10 protein-coding genes are annotated in these 11736 nt (G+C 51.6%); 5 read left to right on the top strand and 5 right to left on the bottom strand.

The features are described 5' to 3' along the window. Nucleotides 1–5: 5 nt before the first annotated feature. The 3 genes from EH206_RS17945 to EH206_RS17935 are packed head-to-tail and all read right to left on the bottom strand — an operon-like array spanning nucleotide 6 to nucleotide 3043. The gene (locus EH206_RS17945) at nucleotides 6–1382 is read right to left on the bottom strand and encodes an MFS transporter (RefSeq protein ID WP_009114297.1); all 1377 of its coding nucleotides are present in this window, start codon (nucleotides 1380–1382) and stop codon (nucleotides 6–8) included. 4 nt (nucleotides 1383–1386) lie between these two features. Continuing rightward, the gene (gene nrfD / locus EH206_RS17940; protein WP_009114296.1) at nucleotides 1387–2346 is read right to left on the bottom strand and encodes a cytochrome c nitrite reductase subunit NrfD; all 960 of its coding nucleotides are present in this window, start codon (nucleotides 2344–2346) and stop codon (nucleotides 1387–1389) included. Beyond that, the gene (locus EH206_RS17935) at nucleotides 2339–3043 is read right to left on the bottom strand and encodes a 4Fe-4S dicluster domain-containing protein (RefSeq protein ID WP_009114295.1); all 705 of its coding nucleotides are present in this window, start codon (nucleotides 3041–3043) and stop codon (nucleotides 2339–2341) included. The genes nrfD and EH206_RS17935 overlap by 8 nt, the downstream gene beginning before the upstream one ends. 799 nt (nucleotides 3044–3842) lie before the next feature. On the opposite strand from EH206_RS17935, the gene manD reads away from it, so the two are divergent. From manD to EH206_RS17910, 5 genes are all read left to right on the top strand, one after another. Beyond that, complete coding sequence (manD, locus tag EH206_RS17930; protein ID WP_009114294.1) at nucleotides 3843–5057, top strand: D-mannonate dehydratase ManD; 1215 nt, start codon at nucleotides 3843–3845, stop codon at nucleotides 5055–5057. 11 nt (nucleotides 5058–5068) lie between these two features. Next, on the top strand, nucleotides 5069–6088 hold the full coding sequence (locus EH206_RS17925; RefSeq protein ID WP_009114293.1) for a Zn-dependent oxidoreductase: 1020 nt from the start codon (nucleotides 5069–5071) through the stop codon (nucleotides 6086–6088). A 215-nt stretch (nucleotides 6089–6303) separates the two neighbouring features. Next, complete coding sequence (locus EH206_RS17920; protein ID WP_009114292.1) at nucleotides 6304–7674, top strand: MFS transporter; 1371 nt, start codon at nucleotides 6304–6306, stop codon at nucleotides 7672–7674. A 70-nt stretch (nucleotides 7675–7744) separates the two neighbouring features. After that, a complete protein-coding gene (locus EH206_RS17915; protein WP_009114291.1) occupies nucleotides 7745–9235 on the top strand; it encodes a mannitol dehydrogenase family protein in 1491 nt (496 codons plus the stop codon). A 208-nt stretch (nucleotides 9236–9443) separates the two neighbouring features. Then, nucleotides 9444–10130, top strand: coding sequence for a GntR family transcriptional regulator (locus tag EH206_RS17910; protein WP_009114290.1), 687 nt, complete (start codon nucleotides 9444–9446; stop codon nucleotides 10128–10130). A gap of 114 nt (nucleotides 10131–10244) precedes the next feature. On the opposite strand, the gene ydfZ is transcribed toward EH206_RS17910, so the two are convergent. Both ydfZ and EH206_RS17900 read right to left on the bottom strand, forming a co-directional pair. Next, the gene (gene ydfZ / locus EH206_RS17905; RefSeq protein ID WP_009114289.1) at nucleotides 10245–10451 is read right to left on the bottom strand and encodes a putative selenium delivery protein YdfZ; all 207 of its coding nucleotides are present in this window, start codon (nucleotides 10449–10451) and stop codon (nucleotides 10245–10247) included. A 189-nt stretch (nucleotides 10452–10640) separates the two neighbouring features. After that, nucleotides 10641–11720, bottom strand: coding sequence for a tartrate dehydrogenase (locus tag EH206_RS17900; protein ID WP_009114288.1), 1080 nt, complete (start codon nucleotides 11718–11720; stop codon nucleotides 10641–10643). Nucleotides 11721–11736: the final 16 nt, after the last annotated feature.

Genomic DNA, 11736 nt, shown 5'->3' with positions numbered 1-11736 from the left:
AATGGTTATCTGCCGTGAATAAAATGATGGCCGTCGTCTTCATTCAGATGCTTGAATACCAGACAGCAAATCGGTAATCCAATGCCAAGCAATAAAAATAAGAGGCTAAAGCTACTTACGTTAAAGATCGTTTCAAATTGAGACAGAAAGCGTAATACCGGAAAGGTGAGCGTCATACTGACCATCACCGAGATTAATTGCGCCATGGTCAGCAGGTTATTGCCGCTATTATACGTTGAATTGCTCAGGTTGCTGAACGCCAGGGTATTTTCTGCGGAATGCAGCGTTGAGATCAATATTCCCAGAATAGTGGCGATGATGCCGATCTGCATCATTGATTTTTCCTGTACCGCAAAACTCATGGCAAGAATAAATAGCGAGGTAAACGCGGTGGTCGTCATTAGCAGCCTGCGGTAGCCGGCGCGTTTAATCATTGGCTCGAAAAGCACTTTTGACAGCAGCGCGCCGCTAGAAAAAAGCAGCAGGATCGTGCTGGTTTCCACCGGTTTGCAGTCCAACGTCGTTTGCAACATCAATGAGAGCACCACGGGCGTGGACGACAGTAGCACCCGGGTTAAAATTCCGCCAAAGATACCGATGGAGAAGGTTTTTATTTCAAATAGCGACGAGGGAAATAACGTCTCTCTTTTGGTGATATCCCTTTTGAAATAAAGAAACGCCAAACCGGTTCCGGATAAGCAGAGCAAGATGGCGACAGGTGTGGGAATAATATTTTTAGGCATGGCCGTGAGCGTGAATGCGGCCAGAAACAGCATTAATACCAGCAATACCAGCCCGTAAGGATCGGCCTGGCGCTCCACGCCGACCGCTTCGTCGGGAATATGATTTTTCGCCAAAAAAAGACAGATAAAAGACAGCGGGATATTGGCTATAAAAATAATCCGCCATGAAAACAGATTAACCAGAAAACTGCCTAATACCGGACCAATCATGGTGCCCAATAAACCGAGCAGGGTAATCCGGTTGAGAAATATCAGTTTCATGGCCTGCGGCGTGGTTCTTAATATCACGGTTCTGATGATCGGCAGCATCAGCGCGCCGCCGATTCCCTGAATAAAACGAAAGACGCTCAGGCTGATAATGGAATGCGCCGTTACGCACAACAGCGACCCCAGCATAAATATGCCGATAGCCAGCAGATAGGTTTTCTTTTCGCCTAAATGCTCAGACAGCCAGCCATTGACCGGAGTGAAAGCCACCACGGTGATGACGTAGGAAATTACGATCATTTCCATACGCAGCACCGGTTGATGCAGGGAGTCGGCGATGGCCGGAATGGCGATATACAGCATGGTGGTATCCAGGGATTGCATAAAAAAAGTGATGGATGCAATCCAGAATAGGACCCATGGCGTATTCATCGGCTTAGGCCACCGTCATTTGTCCGGCATAGAGCACGAACATGCGCAGCAGGAAAACGCCCAGCAGGCTTAACGCCGCCATCGCCGCGAGACTGCCTCTGCCTGGTTCCCGCTTTTTACGCATAAAGCTGGCGATTAACGGAACGGCAATCCCCAGCCCGATGATGCCGATCCAGAACACGCCGCCCCAGAAGCCGGTAAGCGCGGTATGCGCCGCCACCGTTTTTTGCCCGCCGCCCAGAAACAGGCCGACAAAGAAGGCGAACAGCAGAAACACTTCGGCATAGATAACCGGATTCTCTATTTTATGAATAAAGTGCATGGTGGCGGTATTACCGGAGGCGCTACGGCTGATGGCGTTGGCCAGCATCGCAACCGCAATGCCGGAGGTGGTGCCGGACGCCAAGAACAATACCGGTAACACCGGGTTGTTTAACAGCGGGAACGATTTCAGCGCGGAGAGTAGGAAACCGGTATAGCAGCCGAGCAGCACGGCCAGCACCAGCAGCGTTTTTTCAATCAGCCCGGCTTTACCGGCAATCACGCCGGTGATTTTTTGCGCCAGCGCGGTGAGCGCCGGACGACGGATTTTGCTTTCAATCAGGCGGAGTAAAGGCTCGCGGTAGAGGTTGATAATCCACAAGGCGATGACCACAAAATAGACCTGAAATAACATTACCCCGAGCGACATAATGGAGGTAGGGCTGTAGAACACCATCAGATACCAGAATGTCAGAGGACGGGTGAGGTGAAAAATCAGAATCAGCAGACCGATAATAACGGCCAGCGGGGCGACGATCGCCGTCGACTTTATAACGTTGTTGCCGCCGTTATATTCGGCGGGCGCATAGTATTTAATCAAAATCGACAGCGACACCATTCCCGCGGAGATGCCCACCAGCAACAGATAAATGGCGATGGGCCAGTCCCATACCAGGGTGTCGAAATGGAAGGCGTTAAGCATTGTCTATTTCTCCCCGTCTGCCCGGTACGCGATAAAGTTGTGGTTCGGTGCCAAGATAAACTTTTGACCGATAGGTTGAATTACTCTTGATCATTTTCGAGATATCGCTATCGGGATCGTTCAGATCGCCGAACACCAGGGCTTTGGTCGGGCATATTTCAACGCAGGCGGGCTGTTTCCCCGCGGCCAGATTGGTTTCCCGGCAAAAGTTGCATTTGTCCGCCGTTTTGCTGACCGGATTAATGAAACGCACATGATACGGACAGGCGGCGATGCAGTAGCGGCAGCCGACGCAGCGTTTATCATTGACGTCGACGATTCCGGTTAACGCATCTTTAAATGAGGCTCCGGTCGGACATACGGAGACGCAAGGCGGGTTTTCGCAGTGCTGACAGGATTTGCGGAAATATTGCTTGAATGCCCGGGTCTTCCCCTCGGCCGGGAGATCGACGGTTTTAAGTATTTCCAGCCGGGTCACGCCGTCCGGCACGCTGTTGGTGGTTTTACAGGCGCCGATGCAGGCATTGCAGCCAATGCAGCGTTGCTCATTGTGCAGCAGACCATATTTGACGGCGGTGGATTTGGCGGTTTTCGCGGGTTCATCCGTAGTTTGCGCCAGCGCCAGGCTGGAATTCCCGGTTACAACAATAGCGCTTCCCATGTAAGCGATAAAACGACGACGAGAGAATTCTTCCATAACATAACCTTCACATTGAAACTGCAGCCTTTCTGAAAGCGGTACCGATATCAAAAATCGTCGTGATAGGCTTTTGGCGGATTCGCGTCATCATGACGGTAAACGAGATAATCCTACGCCATGCAACAAAAAACCTATGGGGAAAGTGGTACCGATTTGGCATCAGAGGTAAATTTTTGACTTAAAATATTCCGGTTCCGATAGCTTACTTACCCGTATCCATATTCTTTTTATTGTTTTTATTTGACCATAGGGCCAAGGGTATAGTTGTGCTCTTAGTCACATTTATTTCTTTGTATATCTATATAAAACTCATCTCAATCTATTATAAGGAGCTGTTATTTAGATAAGTCACTTGGCTGTTCAATTCTATAGGGGCTGAATAATCTGCAACATAATGAATCGCTTTTGGCAAATGATTTGTCGTTGTATTGGCATTTGTTAATGCGACCCCCAATGAGGTAATTGATTTGTGATCTGGTAAGCATTTATTTCAGTCAATCGAGACGTGATCGGAAATTGATTTATCCCGTTAAAAACCGTAAGCGCCGTAAAAGCGCTAACGCCGATCGTAATATTGCAAAAATGTTAATTCGCCATCAGGGTTTCAGGTGTTTATCGGAAAACGGATTGTTCTTCCGTCGCCAAAAGCCCGGTGGGATATGACATCGCCATCGTCCGCCATTCATTGAACCCGATGACATAAGTGTGAAGTGACTCAATGTATCTCTCTTTATATACTTGTATGGTAGTTGGTGTAGAGGGCGTTAGCGATCACCAGTAGAGAAGGATAGGTAAAGTGAAAATTGTCAGCGCAGAAGTATTTGTGACTTGCCCGGGGCGTAACTTCGTCACCTTGAAAATCACCACGGACAGCGGAGTGACCGGTATCGGCGATGCGACGCTTAACGGTCGTGAACTGTCGGTCGCTTCTTATCTACAGGATCATATTTGCCCGCAATTGATTGGGCGTGATGCGCAACAGATTGAAGATATCTGGCAGTATTTTTATAAAGGCGCCTATTGGCGTCGCGGTCCGGTGACCATGTCGGCCATTTCAGCCGTGGATATGGCGCTATGGGATATCAAAGGCAAAGCGGCCAATATGCCGCTTTATCAACTGCTGGGCGGCGCATCGCGCACCGGCGTGATGGTTTATTGCCATACCACCGGCCGCACCATCGATGAAGTGCTGGATGATTACGCCAAACACCGCGATATGGGATTTAAAGCGATTCGCGTGCAGTGCGGCGTGCCCGGTATGGAAACCACCTACGGGATGGCGAAAGGCAAAGGCCTGGCCTATGAGCCGGCAACCAAGGGCGACTGGCCGGAAGAGCAACTGTGGTCGACGGAAAAATATCTCGATTTCACCCCGAAACTGTTTGCGGCGGTGCGTGACAAATTTGGCTTCGCGGAACATCTGCTGCACGACATGCATCACCGCCTGACGCCGATAGAAGCCGCGCGCTTCGGCAAGAGCATCGAAGATTACCGCCTGTTCTGGATGGAAGATCCCACCCCGGCGGAAAACCAGGAGTGTTTCCGCCTGATTCGGCAGCATACGGTTACGCCGATTGCCGTCGGGGAAGTCTTTAACAGCATTTGGGACTGCAAGCAGCTGATTGAAGAGCAGCTAATCGACTATATCCGCACCACGATTACTCATACGGGCGGCATTACCGGTATGCGGCGGATTGCCGACTTTGCCTCTTTATATCAGGTGCGCACCGGCTCGCACGGCCCGTCCGATCTGTCGCCGATTTGCATGGCGGCGGCGCTGCATTTCGATCTCTGGGTACCCAACTTCGGCGTACAGGAATATATGGGCTATTCCGAACAGATGCTGGAAGTGTTCCCCCATAGCTGGGTGTTTGACAAGGGTTATATGCACCCCGGCGATAAACCGGGACTGGGCATCGAGTTTGATGAAAAGCTGGCCGCCAAATACCCCTATGAACCCGCCTATCTGCCGGTCGCGCGCCTGGAAGACGGCACACTGTGGAATTGGTAAAGGAACCTGTTATGAAAAGCGTGGTGATAAAACAGCCGAATGAGTTGGCGATCGAGCAACGAGACGTGCCTCGACCGGCCAAAGGCGATGTCAGGGTCAAGGTGGCGTTGGCCGGAATTTGCGGTTCGGATAGCCATATTTATCGCGGTCACAATCCTTTCGCCAAATACCCGCGGGTAATCGGTCATGAGTTTTTTGGCGTCATTGACGCCGTCGGCGAAGGCGTGGATACCTCGCGTATCGGTGAAAGAGTGTCTGTTGATCCCGTGGTCAGCTGCGGACGCTGTTACCCTTGTTCCGTCGGTAAACCAAACGTCTGTACGTCTTTAGTGGTGCTGGGCGTGCATCGCGATGGCGGGTTTAGCGAGTACAGTGTGGTGCCGGATAAAAATGCGTACCCTATTCCGGATGATATAGCGGATGAATTTGCGGTAATGGTAGAGCCTTTCACCATTTCTGCCAATGTCGCCGCCCAGGTTAAGCCAACGCAAAGGGATATTGCCCTGATTTACGGCGCTGGGCCGATGGGGCTGACCTCCGTTCAGGTTTTAAAAGGGGTTTATCAGGTAAAAGAGGTTATTGTCGTCGATCGCATCCCCGAACGTCTAGCTATGGCGCAGCGTTGCGGGGCGGATAAAGTGATTAATAACGCTTCACTGTCATTAAAAGATGAATTGGACAAGCTGAAAATCAAACCAACGTTGATTATTGACGCGGCCTGCCATCCGTCAATTTTATCAGAGGCGATAGCCATAGCCTCTCCCGCCGCGCGCATCGCGATTATGGGCTTTTCCAGCGACCCCTGTCAGATAACCCAACAGGGTATTACCAGCAAAGAGCTCTCTATTTTCTCTTCAAGGCTTAATGCGAATAAATTTCCGCTGGTTATTGAATGGCTGCAAAAGAAAAAGATCGATCCGTTAAAATTAATCACCCACCGATTTGATTATCAACAGGTGGTGGAAGCGATTGATATATTCGAAAAGGATAAAAAAAGCTGCTGCAAGGTATTACTGAAGTTTGACCGTTAGTTAGGTTAATAACTGTCTGTGCCAGGCAGCAATATGATTTATTCAATTGGAGATAACGACTGAACTATAAAATATCGTCAATTTTATTCTAACAATTATCTTCCTCTGTATCGCCCTAAGCCTTATTTGCCAAGGCTTAGACAAGTTGTCGCACAATTTAACGTTATTGTGCGGCTGTGCTATGCGCATAACTACAAACCGTAGAGAGTATAAAGATGAACAACAAACAAATAGATACCGGGCAGCATAAGCCTGTGCGGAGTACGACCGACCTGGTAAAAGCGGCCGTATCCGGATGGTTGGGCACTGCTTTGGAATTTATGGATTTTCAGTTGTACTCGTTAGGCGCCGCGCTGGTGTTTCATGAAATATTTTTCCCTGAACAGTCGGCGGCCATGGCGTTAATTCTGGCTATGGGAACATACGGCGCTGGCTATGTGGCGCGTATCGTCGGCGCTTTTATCTTCGGTAGAATGGGGGATGCGGTAGGCCGGAAGAAAGTGCTGTTTATTACCATCACCATGATGGGGATCTGTACGACATTAATCGGTGTGTTACCCACCTACGCCCAGATCGGTATTTTTGCGCCGATCCTGCTGGTGACATTGCGTATCGTCCAGGGGTTGGGCGCGGGCGCGGAGATATCCGGCGCCGGGACGATGCTGGCCGAATATGCGCCAAAAGGTAAGCGCGGCATAATTTCCTCCCTGGTGGCGATGGGCACCAACTGCGGGACGCTCAGCGCGACGGCGATATGGGCCGTTATGTTCTTTGCCCTCGACAGAGAAGAGTTATTGGCGTGGGGCTGGCGTATTCCTTTCCTGGCCAGCGTCGTGGTGATGCTGTTTGCCATCTGGCTGCGGTTGAATCTGAAAGAGAGTCCGGTGTTTGAAAAAGTGAATAACGAGGCTGCCGAAGATCATTCATTATCAAATAGCGTTAGCGTGCAAAATGAACCGAAATCCCTACTGGAAATGTTTAACAGCAAGTCTTTCTGGCTGGCAACCGGATTACGCTTCGGGCAAGCCGGTAATTCGGGGCTGATTCAGACATTCCTGGCGGGATATTTGGTACAGACGCTGTTATTCGATAAATATATTCCCACCGACGCACTGATGATCAGCTCTATTATCGGCTTTATCACCATTCCGTTACTAGGCTGGCTCTCCGATAAAATTGGCCGCCGTACGCCTTATATCATTCTGAATATCTCGGCGATTTTGTTGGCGTATCCTATGCTCTCAATTATCGTGGATAAAAATACCGACGTTAATATCATTATTACCTGCATTATTGTTATTCATAATTTCGCCGTATTAGGCCTGTTCGCTCTGGAAAATATCACCATGGCGGAAATTTTCGGCGCGCGGAATCGCTTCACTCAAATGGCTATTTCCAAAGAGACCGGCGGTTTGGTCGCCGTTGGGTTCGGTCCCGTCCTGGCCGGTATTTTCTGCAATATCACCGGCTCATGGTGGCCGATTGCGGTGATGGTCATCGTCTATTCGCTGATAGGGTTGTTCTCGGCCATTTGCATGCCTGAAGTAAAAGATCGTGATTTGGACGAGCTGGAAGACGCGGCGTAAACGTCTTTATGTACCGATAATTAAATGATTATTGGCAATATTCGGCAAAATATTAAATGAGACTCTTGCGATGAATCTTTCACCAAGCAATCTTCACCGGCTGTCCCAGGGAACGATTATCCCTGAATATGACCGCAAGTTACTGAAAACCCGCATCGTGCATCTTGGTTTCGGCGCTTTCCACCGGGCTCATCAGGCGGTTTATGCCGACCAGTTGGCCGCCGGGCACGGCAGCGACTGGGGGTATTGCGAAGTTAACCTGATCGGCGGCGAGCGGCAAATTGCCGATCTGCGGCAGCAGGATTTACTCTATTCGGTGTGCGAAATGAGCGGCAGCCACTGGCATGGCCGTATTGTGGGGGTGGTGCGCCAGGCTCTTCATGGCGAAGCGGACGGGATTGACCGCGTGCTGACCGCGATGACGCAGCCGGATATTGCCATTGTCTCGCTGACGGTGACGGAGAAAGGGTATTGCTACCTGCCGTCAACCGCATCCATTGATACCAATCACCCGTTGATTCAGCACGATCTGGCTCATCCGCGGCAACCCCGCTCCGCGCCCGGCGCGATTGTTGAAGCGCTGCGGCTACGGCGGGACAAATCCCTCAAGCCGTTTACGGTGATGTCCTGCGACAATATGCCGAATAACGGCAGCGTCACCCGCAATGTGGTTCTCGCACTGGCGCAGGCGCAGGATGCCGCCCTGGCAACGTGGATAGCGGACAATGTCAGCTTTCCTTCCACCATGGTGGATAGGATTGTTCCCGCCGTTACGCCGGAGACGCTGGAGAAGATCGCGCAGGTTATCGGCGGGATTCAGGATCCGGTGGGGATCGCCTGCGAACCCTTCAGACAATGGGTAATTGAAGATAATTTCGTCGCCGGACGTCCCGCATGGGAGAAGGTTGGCGCCGAACTGGTGACGGACGTCCTGCCTTACGAAGAAATGAAGCTGCGCATGCTCAACGGCAGCCACTCCTTTCTGGCTTACCTCGGTTATCTGGCCGGCTATCAGTATATTGATGAGTGTATGCAGGATAGCGACTATGTCCGGGCTGCGCGCCGGCTTATGCTGGATGAGCAGGCCACTACGCTGCACGTCGAGAATGTCGATCTGGCGGCCTATGCCGAATCCTTGCTGGAGCGCTATCGCAATACCGGGCTGAAACACCGCACCTGGCAAATCGCCATGGACGGAACATTGAAGCTGCCGCAACGTATGCTGGATTCCATTCGCGTCCATCTGGCCAGGGGCGAGTCTTTCGATCTGCTGGCGTTAGGGGTGGCGGGGTGGATGCGTTACGTCGGCGGCGTGGACGACCGGGGGCAACCCATCGACATCAGCGATCCGCTGCGGGAAAAACTGGCGCAGCTGGTGGCGCAGAGTGAGGACGGGCAGGGCAGAGTCCGGGCGTTATTAAGCCTGCGCGACGTATTCGGCAACGATTTGCCGGACAACCCCGTTTTTATGCAACAGGTCGCTGAGGCTTATCGGTTATTGCAGACCCATGGCGCCAAAAAGTCCGTCGCTCTGGTGTTACAGAAGAAAAATAGACGCTGAGTTAATCATTCGGCGGCCGAAAATGAACATCATGCGCGCCATACTGCCGGCAACAGTATGGCGCATTCCGATAATGATGATGAAAACCGTACCGCCAGCATAAATATTTGTCGTATAACGCCAGATTTTACCGGGAAAAGAAGATAGATACGGCCTTAAGTATGCATGTATCATAATCAATAACTATTCTGAGTAAAAAAGCGGCTGTATGGACACTCCTTTTCAGATCAACAACAATGAACCTGTAAACCAGCAAATTTACCGCGTGTTGCGTAAAGACATCGTGGAATGCATCATTCCGCCGGGTAAGCTGCTGTCCGAAAAAGAGATATCAATGCGTTTTGCGGTGTCTCGCCAGCCGGTGAGAGAGGCGTTTATCAAGCTGGCCGAAGCCGGACTGGTGCAGATACTGCCGCAGCGCGGCACCTTCGTGATGAAAATTTCTGAAAAACGGGTGGCCGACGCCCGTTTTATTCGTCAGGCGCTGGAGTGCGCCATCGTTCGCCGCGCGGCGGAAACGGTTACCGACGAGCAATTATTAATGCTGGAACATAACCTGCGCCGCCAGGAACTGGCCGCGCAAAATGAACGGATGCGCGAGTTTCTCAGCCTTGACGACAGTTTTCATCAGTATTTAACCCAGATTGCACGGTGTCCGCTGGCGTGGGAAACCATTGAGTCGATTAAAGCGACCATGGACAGAGTCCGTTTCCTCAGTTTAAGCCAGGTCTCCCCGCCGGAGAGCCTTATTGAGCAACATTATCTTATTTTCAATGGGTTGAAGGCCCGCGATCCCGATGCTGCCGAGCAGGCGATTGGCGCGCACTTACAGGAATTGATTTACTCGATTACGCCCATCGCCCAGCAGAACGGCGATTGGTTCGAGCAACCGTGAGCCGTGGCGCTTACGGGGGAAATAAAAAAGTCATGCGGGAAACACAATATCGGGCGACAGAACGACGCCCGAATAATCAAAGCCATGCGTGATAAAAACCCTCTGTTCTGAAAATCAGGAACGGCCGAGACGCATCAGCTCCTGAGGGGCAAAGTACCCATTAACGCCTTTTAGTTCAACGCACTTGGCGCGCCGGACTTCTTCACGTTTCAGATTATCCGCATGAATGGCCGCAATGGTGCCGATCAGGCGTGAATCGCTTTGCATAACGCGGCAGCCGGGATCGAGCGGATTTCTATATCTGTCATACGCCTTGTACACACTAACCTCCTTCGTTTGACGATAAAAACCGCACCGATCTTATTGCTCTTAAAAAGTCATCACCAGCGGATTGCGGTTTTTATAGAAAATCCGTCTATCAACCCCGGCGCTATTAACAGGCTTTGCTAAAAAATAAGATATAGACCAACATTTTATCTTGGCGACAATATTGTGTTAACACCGGCGGCGTTACAGCCGGTCCGCAATCGCTCTTCCCAAGGTTTCCGTATTGCCGCTGCCGCCGAGATCGCGGGTGAGCGGCGCGGTCTGCGGGCCCTGAGACAATACGCTTTCAATGGCGTGCAATACCGCCGCGCCGGCCTGCGCATAGCCCAGATGCTCCAGCATCATCGCGCCGCACCATATCTGGCCGATAGGGTTGGCCAACCCTTTGCCGGCGATATCCGGGGCGGAGCCATGAACGGGTTCGAACAGGCTGGGGAAATGGCGCTCCGGGTTGATGTTGGCGGAAGGGGCGATGCCAATCGTGCCGGTACAGGCCGGTCCCAGATCCGACAGGATATCACCGAATAAATTGCTGGCGACCACCACGTCAAACCAGTCCGGGTGCAGGACAAAATTGGCGGTCAGAATATCGATATGGAATTTATCGACCTTGATCTGCGGATACTGTTTCGCCATTTCCGCCACCCGGCTATCCCAGTATGGCATGGTGATGGCGATACCGTTCGATTTCGTGGCGGAGGTCAGGTGTTTTTTCGGGCGCTTCATCGCCAGTTCATAGGCAAACTTGAGGATGCGATCGACCCCTACGCGCGTCATCACCGTTTCCTGAATAACGATTTCCCGAGCGGTGCCGGCAAACATGGTTCCGCCGACGCTGGAATATTCGCCTTCGGTGTTCTCCCGCACCACGTAGAAATCAATATCGCCTGGTTTGCGCCCGGCAAGCGGCGCTTTGACGCCGGGCATTAACCGGCACGGGCGCAGGTTGACGTACTGATCGAACTCCCGGCGGAATTGCAGCAGCGAGCCCCACAAAGAAACATGATCCGGCACGATTTCAGGCCAGCCCACCGCGCCGAAATAGATCGCGTCATAATTTTTCAGGGTGGAGAACCAGTCATCCGGCAGCATTTTTCCATGCTTGAGATAGTAGTCGGCGCTGGAGAAATCGAACCAGTCCCAGCGTATGTCGATACCGAACTTTTCCGCCGCCCGTTGGATTACGCGCACGCCTTCGGGCATCACTTCTTTACCTATGCCATCACCGGGTATTACGGCGATGCTGTGTTGTTTTACCGCCATCAGAGGTTCCTTGTTG

The sequence above is a fragment of the Brenneria nigrifluens DSM 30175 = ATCC 13028 genome, assembly GCF_005484965.1.
Taxonomy (GTDB): domain Bacteria; phylum Pseudomonadota; class Gammaproteobacteria; order Enterobacterales; family Enterobacteriaceae; genus Brenneria; species Brenneria nigrifluens.
This window is presented reverse-complemented; position numbering and strand designations above follow the sequence as displayed.

Coding starts and splice junctions, on each gene's coding strand:
- EH206_RS17945 (WP_009114297.1), bottom strand. CDS start 1,382: ATGAATACGCCATGGGTCCTATTCTGGATTGCATCCATCACTTTTTTT.
- nrfD (WP_009114296.1), bottom strand. CDS start 2,346: ATGCTTAACGCCTTCCATTTCGACACCCTGGTATGGGACTGGCCCATC.
- EH206_RS17935 (WP_009114295.1), bottom strand. CDS start 3,043: ATGGAAGAATTCTCTCGTCGTCGTTTTATCGCTTACATGGGAAGCGCT.
- EH206_RS17925 (WP_009114293.1), top strand. CDS start 5,069: ATGAAAAGCGTGGTGATAAAACAGCCGAATGAGTTGGCGATCGAGCAA.
- EH206_RS17920 (WP_009114292.1), top strand. CDS start 6,304: ATGAACAACAAACAAATAGATACCGGGCAGCATAAGCCTGTGCGGAGT.
- EH206_RS17915 (WP_009114291.1), top strand. CDS start 7,745: ATGAATCTTTCACCAAGCAATCTTCACCGGCTGTCCCAGGGAACGATT.
- EH206_RS17910 (WP_009114290.1), top strand. CDS start 9,444: ATGGACACTCCTTTTCAGATCAACAACAATGAACCTGTAAACCAGCAA.
- EH206_RS17900 (WP_009114288.1), bottom strand. CDS start 11,720: ATGGCGGTAAAACAACACAGCATCGCCGTAATACCCGGTGATGGCATA.